17 protein-coding genes are annotated in these 19,791 nt (G+C 36.5%); all 17 read right to left on the reverse strand.

From position 1 onward, the window contains the following. Positions 1-17: 17 nt before the first annotated feature. Positions 18-215, reverse strand: coding sequence for a hypothetical protein (locus tag A3217_RS09135; protein ID WP_156471908.1), 198 nt, complete (start codon positions 213-215; stop codon positions 18-20). Between the two features lies 1 nt (position 216). Beyond that, positions 217-414: a hypothetical protein gene (locus A3217_RS08410; RefSeq protein WP_066389530.1), complete on the reverse strand. Its 198-nt coding sequence runs from the start codon at positions 412-414 to the stop codon at positions 217-219. Between the two features lie 8 nt (positions 415-422). Beyond that, on the reverse strand, positions 423-2,423 hold the full coding sequence (locus A3217_RS08415) for a coiled-coil domain-containing protein (protein ID WP_066389535.1): 2,001 nt from the start codon (positions 2,421-2,423) through the stop codon (positions 423-425). Further along, positions 2,360-3,073: a RodZ family helix-turn-helix domain-containing protein gene (locus tag A3217_RS08420; protein ID WP_066389537.1), complete on the reverse strand. Its 714-nt coding sequence runs from the start codon at positions 3,071-3,073 to the stop codon at positions 2,360-2,362. Before A3217_RS08420 ends, A3217_RS08415 begins: the two co-directional genes overlap by 64 nt. A gap of 54 nt (positions 3,074-3,127) precedes the next feature. Further along, positions 3,128-5,053, reverse strand: coding sequence for a hypothetical protein (locus A3217_RS08425; RefSeq protein ID WP_066389538.1), 1,926 nt, complete (start codon positions 5,051-5,053; stop codon positions 3,128-3,130). A 9-nt stretch (positions 5,054-5,062) separates the two neighbouring features. Continuing rightward, a complete protein-coding gene (locus A3217_RS08430) occupies positions 5,063-6,613 on the reverse strand; it encodes a terminase large subunit domain-containing protein (RefSeq protein ID WP_066389539.1) in 1,551 nt (516 codons plus the stop codon). Beyond that, positions 6,606-6,989 carry a hypothetical protein gene (locus tag A3217_RS08435; RefSeq protein WP_066389540.1) on the reverse strand — a complete coding sequence of 128 codons (384 nt, stop codon included), beginning with the start codon at positions 6,987-6,989 and terminating at the stop codon, positions 6,606-6,608. Before A3217_RS08435 ends, A3217_RS08430 begins: the two co-directional genes overlap by 8 nt. 64 nt (positions 6,990-7,053) lie before the next feature. Then, positions 7,054-14,346 carry a putative barnase/colicin E5 family endoribonuclease gene (locus tag A3217_RS08440; RefSeq protein ID WP_066389541.1) on the reverse strand — a complete coding sequence of 2,431 codons (7,293 nt, stop codon included), beginning with the start codon at positions 14,344-14,346 and terminating at the stop codon, positions 7,054-7,056. 86 nt (positions 14,347-14,432) lie between these two features. Then, positions 14,433-14,753, reverse strand: coding sequence for a hypothetical protein (locus A3217_RS08445; protein WP_066389542.1), 321 nt, complete (start codon positions 14,751-14,753; stop codon positions 14,433-14,435). 94 nt (positions 14,754-14,847) lie between these two features. Next, positions 14,848-15,063 carry a hypothetical protein gene (locus A3217_RS08450; RefSeq protein WP_066389543.1) on the reverse strand — a complete coding sequence of 72 codons (216 nt, stop codon included), beginning with the start codon at positions 15,061-15,063 and terminating at the stop codon, positions 14,848-14,850. Positions 15,064-15,069: 6 nt separating this feature from the next. Next, positions 15,070-15,399 (reverse strand): hypothetical protein, encoded by a 330-nt coding sequence (locus tag A3217_RS08455; protein ID WP_066389546.1) that lies wholly within the window; start codon positions 15,397-15,399, stop codon positions 15,070-15,072. Then, a complete protein-coding gene (locus tag A3217_RS08460; RefSeq protein ID WP_066389548.1) occupies positions 15,396-15,716 on the reverse strand; it encodes a phage holin family protein in 321 nt (106 codons plus the stop codon). The genes A3217_RS08455 and A3217_RS08460 overlap by 4 nt, the downstream gene beginning before the upstream one ends. Positions 15,717-15,755: 39 nt before the next feature. Then, a complete protein-coding gene (locus A3217_RS08465) occupies positions 15,756-16,253 on the reverse strand; it encodes a DUF5675 family protein (protein WP_066389550.1) in 498 nt (165 codons plus the stop codon). Positions 16,254-16,614: 361 nt separating this feature from the next. Then, a complete protein-coding gene (dnaG, locus tag A3217_RS08470) occupies positions 16,615-18,252 on the reverse strand; it encodes a DNA primase (protein WP_066389551.1) in 1,638 nt (545 codons plus the stop codon). A 36-nt stretch (positions 18,253-18,288) separates the two neighbouring features. Next, positions 18,289-18,588, reverse strand: a complete 300-nt coding sequence (locus tag A3217_RS08475; RefSeq protein WP_066389553.1) for a hypothetical protein — start codon at positions 18,586-18,588, stop codon at positions 18,289-18,291. Then, on the reverse strand, positions 18,566-18,952 hold the full coding sequence (locus A3217_RS08480) for a hypothetical protein (protein WP_066389555.1): 387 nt from the start codon (positions 18,950-18,952) through the stop codon (positions 18,566-18,568). Before A3217_RS08480 ends, A3217_RS08475 begins: the two co-directional genes overlap by 23 nt. 11 nt (positions 18,953-18,963) lie before the next feature. Further along, the gene (locus A3217_RS09140; protein ID WP_066389557.1) at positions 18,964-19,752 is read right to left on the reverse strand and encodes a helix-turn-helix domain-containing protein; all 789 of its coding nucleotides are present in this window, start codon (positions 19,750-19,752) and stop codon (positions 18,964-18,966) included. Positions 19,753-19,791 lie beyond the last annotated feature (39 nt).

Here is a 19,791-nt window from a genome sequence, read left to right on the forward strand (position 1 = left end):
TTTACTCCTTTCTTTCTTTAGATTGTATCGCCTCGCGGGAGTAAATCCCGCTTCGTCTCCGCTCGCGTGCATACTCGGCGCGTTTTTTGATTGATAGAATCTGTAGATTCTGCAACGCTGTTTGGTTGATTGGAATCTATCTTAGATTGTATCGCCTCGCGGGAGTAAATCCCGCTTCGTCTCCGCTCGCGTGCATACTCGGCGACTCTCTCCAACTTATCGTCTTTGCGTAGGTAGGCTTTGGCTTTGTTGCGCTCGTCGCCTTTGTTCCTCTTGCTCTTTTTTCTTTTTCTCATCATCGCTAAAAAGTTTTGCGCCCTTACTAATTAGGCTGTCCATTCCTCTTGCAAGTTTTGCGCCTGTTGTTTGTTGTAGTCCCTCTTTAAATTGTTGTCTGTAAGTATCATTTGCCATGTTCTCTCCTAAATTAAAAAAAGTTCTCGCATAGCTTCATCGTAGCTCATATTTTCCCATACTATTTTTCCCGCAACAATTGTTTTTAATTTAAGCTCTCCTAATGGGTCGCTTGGGTCAATTGTCCAACCTGTCATTGGTATGGTATCGTGCCCTTGTAAGTCAATTGTTTCTGCAAGGCTTATAATTTCTCTTAAATCATTTGCGCTCTCCGGTGTTTCTGCAAGGCTTATAATATCATCTTCTCGGTCTGTAAAATAAGCTTGCATAAGTAGAATCATATTCCTATTGTTATTATCTGTAAAAAAGCTTTCTGGTAGGTAGCTCACTCTACCCCCCCCCCCACTCGCTTGCGGTGGTATAGGTGCTGGGGCGTTTAAGCTCGCTATGCTTTGATTAATCGGCGTGTTGTTATCTAAAAATGCTAAAGCAATTGCGCATTTAAGTGCTAAAAGGTTGTTATATTCTCTATTGTTAAAAGTTTTAGGTAACTGCGCATTTAAGCTCGTAGCTTTTGCAATGGTTAAAATATTTCGCGCTTTATTTACTTGGGCAGTTGTTGTTAAATTTTGATTTAGTATTGTATCGTTTGCGTAGTTGAAAACAATCCTTAAGGCTTCTCTATCAGCTGCATTTAAAAAGCTTAAGTCAAGTGCCGCATTTTCACTGCTTGCATAAGATACCACGACAATCCCGCCACCTGCTACACTTACATTTACTCTTTCAGTATCATTTCTTAATCTAATAAATGAGCTTCTTGCCTCGCCTCTTTGTCCGCTTCCGCTTTGATTTCCAGCACCTCCACTAGCACTTAGATAGTTTCCAAAGCTTGACATTCCACCACTTGCTGTGCCTAAACTCGCACCATTCCCCCCGCGCACAAATACAAAATAATCTAATATTCCTCTAATTGGAGTAAATTGGCTACTACTTGTAAAAGTCGTGCTTCTGTAATCGCTTCCTAAAGTGGCGCGGTTGTTTGCGATTTGCATAAAAAGCTCTTTGATTTCTTGGATTTGCACTGCATTTACTGCATTTATATCTCTTAAAAAATCATCTTTTGTCAAATCTAGTTGCGTCCTTAATGTGGTGTTATAATTGTCTAGCTCTGTTAATTTTGCTTCCTTGTAGGTTTCTACGTCTTGGGTTAATTCTTGTATTTTTTGGGTTTTAAATTCCTCTAGGGATACCTTATGCGTATTTGTGCTTTGTTTTAGTTCGCTTAATCGTCCTGCCTGCGCGATTCCCATTTGGTGTTCAAACTCGTTTATTTTTACTTTAAATTTTTCGATTATATTAATAGTTTCATCGCACTTCTGCTCTTTTAATATCCACGCGCTGTTGAAGTCGTTTATTTTTTCTTGCAAAAGTGTTAAGCGTTCATCAAAGATTAACACATATTCATCTTTTTTCGCCCTTAGCTCTTGCTCGTAGTTTTCCTTATCGCTTAAAAGTTGCGTTTGTGCCTCTTGTAAAAGCGTGTTTGCAAGTAAGGTAACTTGCTCTTTTAAAGCCTCTGCCTGTGCAACTTGTGCATTTAAACTATTTCGCAATGTCTCTAAATCTGTTGCGTTTTGCTTGATTTCCTCCAAAAGTCTCAAGGTCTCTTTTACTTTTAAAAATTCATCGCTTAACTCCGCGCTTTCCCTTTGGGCGTCATCAAGTATTCTTTCGCAAGTCTCATAAAGCTTTTGGGTGTTTTTGTGTCTCGTGCTTATATCTAAAAGCGTGTTATTGACAAAGTTTGATATTTCTAACATTTCGCTTTTAAGCGTGTTGTAGTGATTATTATTTAATCTTAAATTTTCGCATTGATACCCATAAAATGTAAAAAACTCTCGGCTTAAATCCAAAAGTTCAGCAATACCCAAAAGCGTGTAATGCGTGTTTAAAATTAAGTTATTGTCTTGGTTTAGGGCTTCTTGGATTTGTTTTTTTAGCTCTTTTAAATCTTTCTCACGCTCTGCTGTTGTGTTGTCTGGTTGCGTAGGCGCGCTAAAAGCTGGCACATTAGAATCGGGCGTGGGGTTTTGCGCGTTTTGGGTCGCGTTGTTTTGAGTATCGGGCGTGCCTGCGTTGTTGTTCGCGTTTGCGTCGGGTGTTTGGTTTGTCCGCTTGTATCTGGGTTTGTTTGGGTTTGCGCGTTTTGGGTCGCGTTGTTTTGAGTATCGGGCGTGCCTGCGTTGTTGTTCGCGTTTGCGTCGGGTGTTTGGTTTGTCCGCTTGTATCTGGGTTTGTTTGGGTTTGCGCGTTTTGGGTCGCGTTGTTTTGAGTATCGGGCGTGCCTGCGTTGTTGTTCGCGTTTGCGTCGGGTGTTTGGTTTGTCCCGCTTGTATCTCGTTTGTGGTTGTTTGGTTTGGGTTTGCGCTGTGTTGTTGCGGTCGCGTTCGCGTGTTTGAGTATCGGGCGTGCCTGCGTTGTTGTTCGCGTTTGCGTCGGGTGTTTGGTTTGTCCCGCTTGTATCTGGGTTTGTTTGGGTTTGCGCGTTTTGGGTCGCGTTGTTTTGAGTATCGGGCGTGCCTGCGTTGTTGTTCGCGTTTGCGTCGGGTGTTTGGTTTGTCCCGCTTGTATCTGGGTTTGTTTGGGTTTGCGCGTTTTGGGTCGCGTTGTTTTGAGTATCGGGCGTTTGTGCGCTTGCTGTTTGTGTTGTATTTGGCATTGCACTTCCTTTTTTTAAAGATTTTTAGCAAGTTTAGATAAAAAACTTTTTTTGTTAAAGGGTTAAAAGTTGGGTTTCTATAAACTTCCTAAACTCCTGCAAAAACTTGTCTTCTTGGAAATAAAACAAAATTAAATCATCTTTATACATCCATAGATCTGTGATATAAATTATTGGTTTAAAAAAAAACGCGCTTTCTATACGTTCCTCTTTTAATATATATTCCTCTTTTAGTTTTAAGATAGTGGCTTTTACGCCTAATGGGGAACTACTAAAATCTAAAAAATCCTCAAAGTAAAGGACGTTATTTATTATAAAATGTCCGCGTGTGCTAATCCTATCCCTATAATTCCCACTTAAAGCCCCTGTGCTTAAGCCATATTTAATAAAAATATAAGTTTCAATTTCCCTCTCTATTAATTCTATATCCTGCGTATCATACATTATCCCTGCCATTTCGCCATTGTGAAACTCTTTTTCTATTTTTAAAATAATCTCAAGCGCGCTCGCTTCTTTTGTTTTTATTTTTTCTAAAAAGGCTCTTTTGTGCGTTTTAAAAAACTCGCTTTGTGTATCAAATGCGCTCTCTTGCTCCTCTTGTGTGTCTGCGTTTTCTAAAGCAAAGCTAGAAATAAGATTTAAAAAGTTTTGTTCCTCGCTTGTTTGTGGTGCTTCCTCCTCTGCGTCGTAGTCAAAGTTGGTGTCTGTCTCTGTTGGTGTATAAGCAGTCATTGCGACTTTTTCACTATCCTCAAAGCCACTTTTTCTAAAGTAGTCAAAATCCGCTTTTAAGGCATAGTTATAATTTTTCAATTTACCTAAAAAATCCTTGCTTTGTGCGTAAGTAAAGTAGTTATTAGCAAAAAAAGCAAGGTCGTTTTCATAAAGTGCCTGTAAATATTCGCTCGCACTTCTTGGATTACCTGTAAGTCTTCCATCCTCGTCGCTTATAAATTGTGCAAGTTCTGCATAACCTCTTTGCAAGCGTTGATTTTGTAAAGTAAAAAAATTTAGCTTGTATTCAATATCGTTTTTTAAAGGCGCGGTTGTTTGTAAGGGAATATCTGGGCAAATCTTTTCAAAAGCTCCCGCGTTTCCTGCTAAAGTGTAATGTGCGCGGTTTTGTATTTGTTCATCAATAAAGGGTGTTTTTGCGGTGTTTGTTAAATGCGCGCTTGGATTATAAGCCTGCGTTGTTGTTGATGTTTCGCTTCCGGGTGCTTGAGATTTATAAATATCACCATTGGCATAATTTCTATATGCATTAAAAATAAGATTAGAATTCCCGCTGTATTTTTTATGCTCTCTTAAATCATTTGCCTCTCTAAGAAAAGCGTTTGAGTTTGCAAGTGAAAGTGCTTTAGCTTGGAATTCTGTTTTTTTGGTGTTTTCATAGATGTTTTTTAAATCTGAAACCATACTGGCCATAAAAAAAACAAAACTATCAAACCACCTCGTGTATTTATTTAAAGCTTTGCGTAAAAAAGTGGCTTTTCCTATAATAAGCGCGGCTGCGATTGCGTTGGCCACAAGAAATATCGCTAAATTAAGGCTTGCTTGTATAATCCATCTTTGTTTTGTCTTTCTATCTACTAAATGCCAAACGTACCCTGTCTCAATCGTGGCGCGGTAGTTTGCAAGGGCGTTGCAAAAGTCTTTTAGCCCCTTGCGTGTAATAATCGCGCTTAAGCCTTGCGGGCTTTCGTGCCACTGCACACTTCCGATACTTCCCGCAAGGGCTTTTTTTGCGTATTTTGCTTTCCACGCTTCGCCCTCGCCTAATTTTTTAAAAGCTAGATATTCTTTAAATTCAAAATTGCTTAGCCTTTTTGTCCTCGTGTTTTGGTAATAATCTTTAATGTTGAGTTTATGCGCGCGTGCAATTTGCCTCGCCCTTTCGAAAAATTCCCTTTCATATCCGCTTCGTTTTCTATAAAACTTACTACCATTAAAATAATCAAGTGGTTTCCAAAAACTCATTTTTTTCCTTTAAATATTCCAACTTGCCCTGCGTGCAAAAGCGTTGCGTCTTTGGGTTGGCTTTGAGAATGTGGGGGCGGCGGGCGGGATTACTTCTTTATGCATTAGCGCGGAAGCAATTGCGTCAATGCAATCATCTTTCCTAAAGGGTTTTGCTGGATTAAAGCTAAAAAGCTCTTTTTGTATCTGTCCTAAGCCTCGCGCATTGTGCAAGAATACTAAATATCCTGTATTGTAATAAGCTCGCATTGCTTTGATTTTCTCCACTTTTGGAATCTTTCGGCTGGGTGTGTAGCAAGAAATATTATTTATAATCAAATCTTTGCCTTGCACTTTATGCAAAGCATTCACCTTAACAACTTCATTTAAAAGCAATCGCTCTAGTGTTAAGCCACCTCCATCACTTTCAATATAAACTTTTGCGCTTGGATTTTCAAACATTGCACTTATTAAGTTTTCAATAGTCTGTTCCTCGCTCCATATTCCAAATAAACAATCTCTAACGACATAACGCACGCCCTCTTTATAGTTTTCAACTCCTATTAAAACAATGGCGCGATTATCGCTACTGCTATTTAAACTTATGGCATTATCTACAAAGATATAAAGATTTTGATTTGCGCATTCAAAAGTAGGGATAGTCTTAAAATAAGCTTTTTCAAAATATCCTGCTTCGCTCACTTGCGGTTCTTGCTGGTATTGTGTGCTAAATTCATCGCTTCCCATTTGCTCTTTTAAAAATTCTAATTCTTTTAAAGTGTGTCTTTGTGGGTGCAGTGCTTCTTTTTCTTTGCGTGTGTAGGTAAAGTTATCAAAAGTATAAACTTCCTCTTTTTCATTTATCGCTTTTAGTTTAACTTGTTTCCACGCTTCTATCACTTGCTTTTCGTAATTCTTTTCGTTTAGCAAAAATCCGCACAAATCTTCATCGCCTAGCCTTTGCATTAATATGGTAATATTGCTTTTATTATCTTGCAAACGACTCATTACAGATTCTTTAAAATTTTGATTTACTAAGTTTCGCTCGGCTTTTGAGTTCATCGCGCTTACTTTTATTGGGTCATCTATGAGAATTTGATGTGCGTGGAATCCTGTTAAAGCACTCTTTAAAGTGGTTACAAAAAGCCCGCCCCCCTCTTTTAATATAAATTCGTTTGCATTATCTTGTAAAAAATGCGGGTTGCTTCCAAAAATAGTTGCATAAAAAGGCGACTTTAATAAATCTCGGACTTGATTGCTTATTTTTCTGCATAAATCATCGCTATAACTAATATAAAAAAACTTGCGCTGTGGATAAAGTCCTAAAGCCCACGCGATAAAGCAACGCGCTATAATCTCGGTTTTACCATAGCTGGGGGGCATATTTAGCATTAAGCGTGTAAGTGGCTCTTTATTATTTGGCAAAGTCGCTTCTAAAATCGCGCATAAATAATCATAATGCCAATTATCTAAAAAAGCTTTTTTCTCGTATCGTTCCCATTTCAAAAGCACAAAAGCCTTTAAGCTCTTTTTAGCCAAAGCTCTTAAGGCTAGTTCTTTTGTAATCTCCTCTTTATTCATTCAAAAAGCCTCTTTGTCTGCAAAAGTCCTCGTTTAGACATTCTCTTAAGCTCGCTTTAAGCCCTTGTTTTTCTTTAAGATAGTCTCTTATTTTTTGCATTGCGCTGTTATAAATTTTATTAATTGTAGTTGTGCTTTCTCCAAGTGCTTGTGCTATTTCTTTTATTTCCTTGCTTTTATGAAATCCCGCGTCGTTCATAATATCACTTTGCCTTTTTAGCAAATAATCACTAGGCTTATATTTCTCTTTAAGCTTGTCATAATGTGAAATGTAATTATTCCTAATCCGCTTATCAAAACTATTAAATATAATAGCCTCTTCCTCTCCAAAGGCTTTTTTTATTCTATTGTTCCACTTTGTTCTATCTTTTCCCATTGCTACCCCTTTTTTTAAGTTTTATGCTGTTATCTTATAAAAAAAGGGTGTGGATTTTTAAGGGTTAAAAAAGCGTTGGTTGCGTTTGTTCTTTGTGTGCTTGTGCAAAATCTTGCGCTTGCTCTTGTGCGTTTATGGTCTCTTTTAGCTCTTTATTTTCTTTTATCTTTTTTAATGTTTCTTTTGCGCTTAAGCCTTGCTCTTTATGCTCGTTTAAAATCTCCCTTGTTGTTTTGGGCTTAGGTTGTTCTTTCTTGTGGTGTAGCTCTTGTATTATTTCTTGCATTCTTTTATTTTCTGCGCTTCCAAGTATGTTTGCTTTATCGTGGAAATTTTCTATATTAATGAGGTTTTCAAGGACTTTTAATGCATCGGGGTTAAATATAATTTCTTTTATCTGTTCCTCGTGTTGTAAAAGTTTATCTGCTTGCTTTTGTGCTTTTTCTGAAAACACTTCTGAATTTAAATGGCGCATAATATTATTGTAAGCACTCTCTGGATCGTTTCTAACTACGAAATTTAAAAGGATGGCAATATCATATTTTGGGTGTGTTGGGAGTATTTTTACAAAAAAATCAAATAAGTTTTTTCTTATTTTTTCTAGTTCCTTTGCATGTTTTACGCTGTAAATTGTCTCTAGCTTTTTAGTAATTGCGGAAATTGGTGGTATCCCACTATAACCCTCTTTTTTTAACGTTTCAAGGGTTTTTAACACTTCCTCTTTAAACTCCTCGCTTTGTGTAATTTCCTGCGCTTCAAAGTCTTTTTTAATTGATTCTTGTGGTAAAATATCGTGTTCGCCACTAGCACGAGTCTCGCTTGAAGTGTTAGTATTATGCTTAATTTGGTGCGAATCCGCTGGATTAAGGGCGTCCTCTTTTTTGTATGCTGTTAAAATCCAATTGTTAGGCTCTCCTTTATAATCTAAAGCAATCACACTTAAATCATTATCAAGCTCTATAAAAGCCCTTGTTTGCTCTTTTCTCACTTTTCCTTTTTCAATAATGCTAGGTAAGGATTTTACAAATTCTAAAGCTTTCTTTTGTGCTTCTTTATCGTTTAAGCCTTGTTGTAAAAAATCCTCTGTGCGTCTTTGCAAAATATGCTTTAATCCTAAGTTAGAATCTCCCCAAACAAGGCTAATGTCTCCATTTCCGCTTAACTCTTCTAAGTCTTTGCGATAAAACGCGCCATAAACTTGCCCGCTTTTAGTTTTTAGTAAATGTTCTATTGCTCTGCCTTTGGTTGCGTAAAACTCGGGGTAATTTGTTCCAAAGTCTTTATTAGGGTGGGCGCGTTGTAGTTCTTCTAATTGTTTTTTAGTGACTTCATACATTTGCTTATAAGGCTTTTTGCTTTGTGGCACAAAATAATCGCTTGGGTTTGGTCTTGCTGCTTGTCCAAAAAGCTCCCTTATATTAATCTTATCATTAAATTTTATATACTCTAAAGCGTCCAAATCTTCCAAGTTTAAATCGTAAGCTTCTCCTTGTAGCGCATTCCTTCGCATTTTTTTATAAAGCGTTCTAACTTGGAATAATTCTATTTGTTCTAATTCCTCTTTTTTAATGGCGTCAAATTTACCCTCTAAAAACTTATCTGCTTTAAGTTCGCTAGGAATTTGCAAAAATTTATCTTCTAAGGCAAAAAGCATTTTAAAATATTTAGGGGGTGCATAATCATAAAAAGCATCATCATTTAGCGGGTTGTATTTTCTTAATCTTATTTCATCTCTGCCTTTTATTTTTTTATGTATGCTTGTTCTAATTTCTTTTTCATTAGTTCCAAGTATTCCTACTTCATAAGTGTTAGTTGTTTCGTTGAGATTTTTAAAGATTTCTTTGACCAAAGCTTCATTTTCTTTAAGTTTTTGTTTTTCACTCTTGGGTTTAGGTTGTTTTTTTATATTTAATGTTTCTTGTGGTAAAATGTCCTCGTTAGATTTGTTGGCTGAAGATAGGACGTCTGTAAAAGCTTTATGTGCTGAGGAATCTCGAAGTTTGGAATCTAACTTATTATAATAGACCTCTTGTGCCTTTTCAAGCTTATTTAAAAGGGTATTTTCTTTTTTAGGGCTTATGCTTAGGCTTAAAAATTCCTCTTTGTATTCTCTGCTTATATTGGTTAAAAATAGCTTATTGTCAATCTCTTTTGCAAAAATTAAATCTCCGCTTTCATCTTTAAAAATAATTTGCGGATTTTGCAAAGTATCTTTAATTGCATTAATATATTTTATCCTGCCCTTATTCACTAGTTTTTCAAAATCTTTTTTATTGAGTTTTAGCGGTTTGTCTTTCAAAATCGGACTTAAAGCCTCTTTGACTTCTGGCTCAAAGTTTGGAATAAATTCCTCATCTAAGCTTTTAAGATTAAAGGTTTTTAGCCATAGCTCTTGCGCCTCTTGCTCTTGTGCGTTTATGGTCTCTTTTAGCTCTTTATTTTCTTTTATCTTTTTTAATGTTTCTTTTGCGCTTAAGCCTTGCTCTTTATGCTCGTTTAAAATCTCCCTTGTTGTTTTGGGCTTAGGTTGTTCTAAAGTAGAAAGTGGTAAAGTGTCGTTTGAGTTTAAAGCAAGACTATCTGCTTTTGTAAAAGGCTTAGATGATATACTTAAGCCTTTCTCGTTTTCATATGCTGTAACTATCCAATTACCACTACGCTCGCCTTTCCAATTTGATTTTAAAACTACTTTGTAATTATCTTTTATTATTTGTATAGCTTCATTATTTCTAAATCTCACTTCGCCTTTTTCTATAATATCATTTAAAAGCTCTGCGCTAATCTCTGGGTGTTTTTCTATTATATGCGCTAGTCCATAGCCTTTGTGGTTAGCCTTATCTGTAATCTCTCCCCAAACAAGGCTAATGTCTCCATTTCCGCTTAACTCTTCTAAGTCTTTGCGATAAAACGCGCCATAAACTTGCCCGCTAAAATCCCTCCCCCTTTCCCCCTCCGCTAAGGGAGGGGGTGTTTTTCCTTTTTGCTTCCTTGCTTTAAAGTCCTCTGCTTCTGCTAGGAGTTTTTCAACTGCTTTTTTTCCATCGTGGTAATATTCTGCATAATTTGTTCCAAAGTCTTTATTAGGCGTTATCTTTAAAATCCCTTGTATTTCTTCTCTGTATCTTTGTAGGGATTCTTTATTAGGGTCGTTATAATACTTTTTATATTTTTTAATATAGTCGCTATCTAGTAGCCCCTCGCTTGTAAGTAAATCTTTTGCTTCAAGTATGCCTCTAAATCTCTCTCTATAAACTTTTCCAAGTAAAACAAGTTTTCTATTATTTCCTGCAAGTTCCTCTTCTAAGTCCTCTTTACTTCCTTTAAATTTACTAAACTCTTCGGCTTTGCGTATAAAAAATTCTCTTATCGCTTTTTGTTTATTTAAGTCTTCTAAGTTTTTAAATAATCTAGATTTCCATATACTCGCATTTACGCTATCGTTTAAAAAATTACCTTTCCAAAACAAAAAGCTTTCTATATCTGCAAGGCTTATTTCACCATTTTTCACCCTTTTGCTAAAGTTTCTTTTGTATCTTATAGGGTCGTGGCTCTCTTGCGTTACTTTAATAGAATCTCCTACTAACTCTTTAAGTTCCTTTTGTGCTTGTTGTAAAAAGGGCTTGTAGTCCTCTAATACATTTTCTAAGTATTTTCTTCTTTGCCTTATTGCGTTTGCTTTTGCTTCGTATTCTTTAAAGCTTTTGGGATTTGCGCCTTTTTTAAATCCCTCTAATATTTCACGCTCTTTTAACTCTTCTGGGTCTAAAATCTGTGTTTTTTGTGGTAAAATATGCGTATCAAGTAAGGTATTAGACTTAGCTATATCTTCGTAAGGGGCGTGAGCGTTAATCTGACCGCCCGCTTGATATAATTTAACTCCACCCACTTTAATTTTATTTTGTAATCCATTTTCACTTTTTGGCGCGTTACTTACGACTATCCATTTCCCGCTTTCTTGTCGGCTTATGCTTGTAAAATGCTTTTTGTCGTTAAAATCTTTAGCAAAAATCAAAGCACCATCCTGCTGTTTAATAATTAAATCTGGTGCTTCTAAAGTCGGCTTAATCCTGTCTAAATATTTTAAGCGGTTTTCTCTTTGAAGTTTTACTAAGCTTCCTTTACCTAAATGTATATTTTCATTTTTCAAAATCGGACTTAAAGCCTCTTTGACTTCTGGCTCAAAGTTTGGAATAAATTCCTCATCTAAGCTTTTAAGATTAAAGGTTTTTAGCCATAGCTCTTGCGCCTCTTGCTCTTGTGCGTTTATGGTCTCTTTTAGCTCTTTATTTTCTTTTATCTTTTTTAATGTTTCTTTTGCGCTTAAGCCTTGCTCTTTATGCTCGTTTAAAATCTCCCTTGTTGTTTTGGGCTTAGGTTGTTCTAAAGTAGAAAGTGGTAAAGTGTCGTTTGAGTTTAAAGCAAGACTATCTGCTTTTGTAAAAGGCTTAGATGATATACTTAAGCCTTTCTCGTTTTCATATGCTGTAACTATCCAATTACCACTACGCTCGCCTTTCCAATTTGGTTTTAAAACTACTTTGTAATTATCTTTTATTATTTGTATAGCTTCATTATTTCTAAATCTCACTTCGCCTTTTTCTATAATATCATTTAAAAGCTCTGCGCTAATCTCTGGGTGTTTTTCTATTATATGCGCTAGTCCATAGCCTTTGTGGTTAGCCTTATCTGTAATCTCTCCCCAAACAAGGCTAATGTCTCCATTTCCGCTTAACTCTTCTAAGTCTTTGCGATAAAACGCGCCTTGCACTTGCCCCTCTTTTGTGCTTAGTAAGTGCTTGAGTGCCTCTGCGCCTTTGTGGTAAAACTCGGGGTAATTTGTTCCGAAGTCTTGTAAAATATCCTCGTGTATAGTTGGGTGTGTGTTGTCTAAGTGATTATTTGATTTTTGGTTTTGCGTCGGGCTTTGGTCTGCGCTTGTGTCGGGTGTGGTTGTCTCGGCTTGTGTTTTTGGCGCGGGTTCATTAGTAAAGCTTTTAACTTTATGCGGGTTAGCTTTTGCATACGCTTCTAAAGCGCGTAAATTTTTAATGAGATTTGAGCTTTCAGAGCTTGCCTGCCCTGTCGAAATAAGATACTCGATAAAATCATAAATATTCACTTCGCTTAAAGCCTTGCCATCTCCAAAAAGCGTTGGTTGCGTAAGCTTTTCTAACTCTTTTGGCGCGTCTTTTAGCACTTCGTATAAAACACCGCTAGGATTTTCTTGCCTGCTAAATTTTGCTAAAGATAATCCTAAGGCTTGAGCAGTTAGGTTATTGATTTTATTAGAATCTAATAAAAACGCGCTTTCTTTTCCCTCGTTACTAAGGCTTAAAAATCCATCTATCTCTCTGTTTAAATATGCAAAATCCTGCGCCCTTGATTCTTCGGCGCGTCCTACAAATCCTATGGCATTCGCTAAATGTTCGCGTAATTCTAAATCTTGCAAAATCTTGCTATGTGTAAGGTTGTGAAAACTGCCTGCGTTATCCACAAACATATTGATAATTTTTACTCTTAATTCACTATCGCCTTTAATACTATCAAGCGCGCCGATAATGTCGGTATTTTCTGTATTTTTAGCTAGATTTGATAAAAGTGCTAGGTTTGCGTTAAAGGTATCTAACCCTTTGCTTTGCACGTCAATATGCTTTGCTACGAGTGATTTTAGCTCCTCTACATCTTGGCTTTCGATATTATCGGGTAGGCTTTTGATTCTATCTTTATAAAGGCTTAGGTTTGATAGGGCTTTTTCTCCCATTGTGGATTCTCGTCCGACATTTGAGGCAAAAGCAAGCTTTAAAATATCATCATCGCGGACATTGTCTTTAATCACTCTCACCACTGCCTGCCCCTCTTGTAACTCCACTCCTAAAAAATCTTTTGTCGCTTCTTTGTAAGCCTCTGCCTGTAAGGAATAAGTAGAATCGCTTAAAATCTCTCGTATTGCTTGGCTTCTGTGGTTTCCGCTTATCACTAATCCATCTTGTGTAATAATTGGCAATCCATCTACGCCACCCTCTCTAAAAAAAAGCAACTCGGGCTTAAAGTCGTTGATAATAGATTTAATCACTGCTTCTTGCTTCACTACGCGCCCTTGTGTGTTACTTTTTGTGAAATTTGGCTTAATATCATCTAAATTGACAATCGCAAAGCTTGCTTCAAAAGGTGGCACATCATCTTTAAGAATTATCCGCGTATCTCGCAAAGGTTGATAAGGGATTGCCTCGCCTTTGCTTAAGCGGACTTCATCAACGCCTTTCCCTAAGCTCGCGTCTTTTTGCTCTTGAGCTAGTTTTATTTGTGCTTTTAGCTCTGCTTCTTTGCTCTGTGCGCGGGCTTCCCTTTGGGCTTCTTGTATTTCCGCTCTTACAATTTCGTCCGCGTCTTGTGTAGAAACAAGGGCTTTTTTAGTATTTGTAGCTGTAAATTTCTGTGTTAGTTTTTCCTCTAATTCCTCGTTTGCGAAATCCTCTAAAGCTTGGTTTATTTTCGCTTCATCGTAGCTCTTTGGGTTTGGGGTGTAGTTGCTCTCAATTGTAAAAAGCCCTGTGCTTTCATCTTTTTGAATAAGGATTTTTTTACCCTGTGGTAAAGCAAAGCTTAGTAAATCTTGTGATTGCTTTAAATCTTGCGGGATTTGTGTTAAAATACTTTCTGAGTAGAGAGGTGAGGAGCTATCTAAGTTTTTGCCTTGCCTTTGCGTTTGGAGTATTAACGGCTCTGTTATAAAATGGGGCTTAGCTAGCCTCTCTGCTTTTATTACTGCATTATCCTCTAGCTTGCCTTTTTCTTTATACATTGTTTTAAGTTTTAGCTCGTTATCTTTGGTGCTTATGCTTTCTACAATAATATGATAGCCATTAATTTGTTTTCCGCTTATAAGAAATTTTTGCCCGCTTTTGTCTGTATTGATACCTTGCAAGTCAGCATTATTAACAATATAAGCGTAGTCGCTAAGGTCTTGTGTCGTAATAGGTGGTTGCCCGCTTTTTTTAACTAACTCGCTTTGTGCGCCATGTCTTTTTAAAATGTGTTTTATAACACTGCCTCGCATCGTGATTTTGGCATTATCTAATCCTAAGCTTTCGTTTAAGTAAGGGGTAGCATTATCTATCCAAAGCTTTGCGTCCTTTTGCATAGCGTTGGTAAAAAGTTCAGCGTTTAGCTCTTGTGGTTGTGCCATTCTTAAAGGCGCGGTTTTGTCAAGTAAATCGCTTAAAAGGCTAATAAATTCCTCGCCTTTTTGTATCCCTGTGTAGCCTTGTGCGCTTAAAAGCTCTTTCACATCTGGTAAAGTGGTTTTTGAGTTTGTAAGTTCTGCTAGGGCTTTTTGAATATTATTTAAGCAAAGCATTGTCCGCCTTTTTTTTTACTTTTAATGTATAAAAAAAAGGGTTTTTTTGTAAGGGTTAAAATAGATTATTTTGTAGTCATAAAATTTTATGGTTGGTTAAAAATCTCTAAAGCCTGCTCTAAACTCTTAAGCTTTGCTTCGCAACTTTCATCTTTATGCACTTCCAAAACACTTTCATATTTTGCCTTTGAGTATGCATTAAGGCTTTCTAAATCGCATTTATAGTTTTGTGTATCTAGGCTTAGGGCTTGTATTGCTTTATTTTGTGAATGAATGAGACCCTCGCTTTGTGCTAATTTCGCTTTAAGCTCTCCCATTTCTTTTAAGGTTTTGCCTAAATACGCACCTAAGCTAAAGCTAAGCACGATTAAAACAATTGCAAAGCTTAGAATAAATTTATTTATCATTAGAATCCCTTTTTTAAATTGTATCGCCTCGCGCGCATAGCTACATTTTTTTAATTATTGAGATTTGCGGTTTTTAGAGTGTGCAATGAGAATTCTAAGAATCTCCCCTGCAAAACGCTAAATCCCTCTCTAAGCCCTCTGTGTAAATCAAAATATCTTTTAAAAATGTAGTGATATTGCCTTGATTTTTAGGCTTTTCTCGCTTTGGCACATCGCATTTTATTGGCACTTTGACTTCTTTATATACATAATGTGGCGCGCAAGCATTAAGAATAAAAGCACAAGGCACAAGAATAAGGGCGACTCTCATTCCAACTCACTCATATTTGTTTTTTAAGAAGTCTTTAAAAGATTCTTTTTCTGTTTCGCTTCCAATGTCTTGTGAATCAATTCTCAAACCTAGTTGCTCTAAAACTTTTCTATATTTTTCGCTTTCTTTCATACTCGCTTCAAAAGCGTCTAACCTTTCTAAAAGCTCTTTATTATCATTGATTGTTGCGATTTGTTTGGCTTCGCATACAAGTAGCAAATCGCTTGCTTTTTGGTATTTATTCCAAAGCTCAATGGTCTTAGCAAAAGCCAAAGCAAATAAAAAAAACACAAATCCCGCAAAAGTATATAATGCTTTTTTGTATCCCACTCTCATTTTTTCTCTCCTTTGTTAGATTTTAGCGCGATAAGCTTTTGCACGATTTCAATGGCATTGTCGATTCCAAAGTATCCCACTGCCGCGCTTAATCCCACTTGCGCTAAATATGGTAAATCTGTCGCGCTTAAAATTGAAAAAGTGATTAAAGCTAAAAATGCGCTTGTAGCCACTATTTTCAAACTAAGCTTTAAGTCTCTGTTGCCCTTTTCTTGTCCTAGATAGTTCATACACCCTGCTAAAAGTGCTACGACACTAACCGGTAAAAGTTCCATATAATAAGTTAAATTTGGAAAAAATATTAAAAGTTGCTCCATATTTTTGTTCCTTTTTTTTAATGAAGCCTACAAAATTATCTAACCTATAATCTCCTTAACTTCCAAAGTGAAGTTTTCAACGCCTGCTTTTTCTACAAGCGCATAAAAGTCTCTCACTGCGTCAGTGCTCCTGCCACCTGTGCCATTCCCATTATCTGCATAGTTTAAAAGCAAGCAACCCTCTGTATCCTGTGGATAGTTTCCTATGTGAATGTGAATGCGCCTTTCTTTAAAGCTTGGCAGTTCGTCAGTGTAAAGGCTTAAAACGCGCGGGGCGTATTCTTTTGGCAAGCTTACGCTAGATTGTGTCCAATAAAGTTTATACACTCTTGGTATTATGCGCTTATCTTGTCGCGGGGTGTCTGTGCTGGGACCGATATTCTCAACACAAAAGCAAGAAAATACCTCTTTGTTTTCATCATCAAAAACTTTAAAGCTTCCGATTGTAGAATCTTCCTCTTTATAAACTTTTCCTGCTTTTGGTGGCTTTTGAATATTTTTATATTCTTTTTGTCTTTGTAAAATTATATGAAACATTCTCTACTCCTAAAAAATAAAAAAAAGAGTTTATAAAAAAAATGAATAGTTAAAAAGGGTTAAAAAGAAAGAATTACCCGGGCTAAAAATAAAGGGGTATGTGGGGTGTAGCAAAATCATCTAGCCCGGGTAAAACACTTGGGAGAAATCCAAAACCAACCACTTATCATTTTAGAAACTTCCAGCTTGAGTTGAGTGTAGCCCCCTTTTATCATATTGAGTAATCCCTTAACTCAATGACAAAAAAAGCGCGTTTGGCACAAAAGCTCTATAATGACAAAACCACAAAGGCTAAGGGTAGTGTGTAGGCTTCACTACCCTCGAATAAAAGTTTATAAAAACTAGAAAATAATTTAAAGGGTTAAAAAATTTCCATTGTTTGTAATTCTTGTTGCTTCTCTTGTATGGAAATGTTTAACGCGCAAAGTAGTGGAATGTCTTTTTTTATCCTCGCTACTGCAAATTTTGATTTTAAATGATAAATCTGTGCATTAAGTAGCTCTTTGTAAAAGCTATCAACATCAAAAATATTTAAACTTTCATCAAGGGCGATTTTTAACGCGTTTTGTGGAATTTCTTTTGTTTGTAAAAAGCTTTGCACTGCCTCTTTTAGCTCTTTGTTTAAAAAGTCTAGGTCGGTGTTTTGTGCAATGTATGCGCATTCTTTATTATTAAAAATCGCATAAGCAAGGGCGTTAAAGCGTTCATCTTTAGGCGTGTGCTGGATTATAGGTGCTGAATAAAAAAAGCTCGGGTCTATTTTTGTAATAGTGCTTATTTGTTCTATTAAAGATTGTTTTTGAAAAAAGGCTGTTTCATTTTTCACTAAATCTTTTAAATAGAAAAGCAAATTGTCTTTTTCTTTGGGACTTTTGGCTTTTTTGAAATGGTAATAAATATAAAACTTCAAGGCACTTATTTTTTTTAATCCTTTGCTTAATCCCTGCTCTCGCGCCTCTTGGTTTAAATCTAAAAGCTCTTTGGTGTAAAACTCGTTTATATCTTTGTGGGTTTTATCCAAAAGCAAACAAGAAATAGAGTAAATCTTTTGCTTAAAAAGCGCGTCGATTGCTCTTATTTGTGCCTTTTCTCCTGCTTCATCATTATCAAAAAAAAGTGTAAAGCTCACTTCATTGTCAATTTTATAAATCGCGTTTATATGGTTGAGATTAAAAGCTGTCCCGCTTGTTGCTATTGCGTTTTTAAATCCTAGTTTATGCAAAGTGATTGCATCAAGATAGCCCTCGCAAATAATTGCCTCTTGTGTGTTTTTAATATGCGATTTTGCAAAAGAATACAAATAAAGGCACTCGCTTTTTTTGAATAAAAAACTTTCGCTTGAATTGTAATATTTTGGCGCGTTCTTAAAATTGATGTAAGGGTGTGTGCGTCCGCTTAATCCTACAATATGGTGCGTTTGGTCTCGTAAAGCAAAAAGAATGCGATGTGCAAAAGGTGTATAGCTTCCTCTTGTTTGAGATTGTTTTAATAATCCTAAATCTAGGGCTTCTTTTAAAGTGAAAATACTTAAAATTTCCTCTTTTGTCGGCGCGTATCCTATACTAAAATATTCTAAGTCCTCTTTAGTCAATCCTCGATTAAAGCAGTAGTTGCTAACTTGCGCATTTGCTAAAAGACTATTTTTTGCAAGTTGCATAAGGCTTTCATATTTAGTAAAAAGGCTTTTTTTATCTTGCTTTGGCGCGCCTTTTTTGTCATAAATTGGAGTAATCCCGCTTATCTCTGCTACTTCCTCGATTGCCTCTTTAAAGTCTAGTTGCTTATACTCTTGCACAAATTTAAACACATCGCCACTTTTCCCGCAACCAAAGCAAGTAAAAATCTGCTTTGCTGGGCTTACAATGAAACTCGCGCTTTTTTCATTGTGAAAAGGGCAGTTTGCTTGATAGTTCGCGCCTGCCCTTTTTAAAGGTAAATACTGCTCGATAATTCCTACAATATCGGCTCTTGCTTTAATCTCGCTAATATTTGTAATCATCGTTCGTCCTTATTCGCGCGATAAATTAGGTTATTTTCATACAAAGATGTAAGATAATCTTGTAGGCATAAAATCAAGTAATGATTTTTGCTTGTCTTGTGTTTTCTTGCCTGCTTGTTTATGCGCCTTATATTTGCCTTTATGAGTAAAAACTTTTTTCGCTTTTTTGGGCTTAAATCTTTTGTTGGCATTGTCAAATCCCCCCTCTTGTGCATAAATCGCACGATTAACTAAAATCGACCTGCTAATTCCTAAAAGTTCGCTTGCAAAATCAAGCTCGCTTAAGAATTTTTCGCTTAAATAAAAGCTTGTGCTATGCTCTTTTATAGCTTTCATTTGCTTCCACCTCTTCTAGCCATTGCAATCCTAACTCTTTTGCCCTTTTGTCAAAAAAAAACTTTTGCAAAAGGCATTCTTCCTCGTATCGTGTGCCTTTGAAATTCTTAATCTTTGCCACGCTTGCCTCGAAATCTGCTTGCTTTTGTAGGCATTCCTTGAGAGTTATAAAAAAATCATTAGCGTAAATTCTGCGCTTGGGGCTTTTCATAAGTTCTAAGCAAAGGCTGTCTAAAAGCCCGCTGTCCTCTGGTTTGTGTTCGTCAATGTGTGATAAAAAAAACTGCATTTTTTCACAAGCAAAGGCATTAAGCTCGATTCTAGCGTCGCTTTGGATATTGTGTAAAAACTCGTTTCTTAGCATTTCCCACTCTCCTAAAATTTGATTGTATCAATCGGGCGTGGGGTTTTTGGGACTTGGTAAAAATTTGTTTTTTTATAGCTTTCATAGCGGTTTAGGGCTTCATTTGCTTTTAAAATCCCACTCCACCCGCGATTAATGCATAAATCTACACAAGCCTTAATATTTGCCCCGCTTTGTTTTAGCTTTGAAAAATCCCGCGTTATTGACTCTAAGGTGCTTTTAGCTAAAAAGCCTCGTTCCTTGCGATAGTTGATAAACTCGCTAAAACTTGCCCGCTCTTGTTCGTTAAAGTCTGTCGGTAGTTTAGTTTGTTGTGTTCTTTTGGTTTTGCTCTCGTCTCTAAAGGTCTTATATGAAGTTAGCAAAGTGAAAAGTAATTTTTTCTGCGCGCGCTCTTTAGAGTCTTTTTTATTTATATATTCTATATTATTAAGGGTGCTAGAATCTCCGGATGCGGTTTTTTGTGTAATCGGTAAAGATTGCGTATTTTCCGCGATTTCCTGTGCTTGAGTGTGTTTAAAGGTGTAAATCATCTCTTGCGTAAATCTACCTTCAGAATCTACACTTTGCGTATAAGTCAAAAGCCCATTATCCACAAGTTCATTGCGATATTTTCGCACGCTTGCAAGTGATATATTTAAAATCTCTGCAATTGCTTTAAGATTTACTACCCACTCTTTTGGGTAGCTCTGTAAAAGCGCGTAAAGCATTCTTGCTTGGATACTTAAAGATTTGTTGCGTAATATCCCATTGTCAATAATAGTGAAATTTTCACTCGGGGTAATTTTGTCTAAAATCATGCTAACTCCTTTAAAGTTGGATTTTTGGTTATAAATGCA

Origin of the sequence: Helicobacter himalayensis, assembly GCF_001602095.1 — a bacterium.
GTDB classification, from domain to species: domain Bacteria; phylum Campylobacterota; class Campylobacteria; order Campylobacterales; family Helicobacteraceae; genus Helicobacter_F; species Helicobacter_F himalayensis.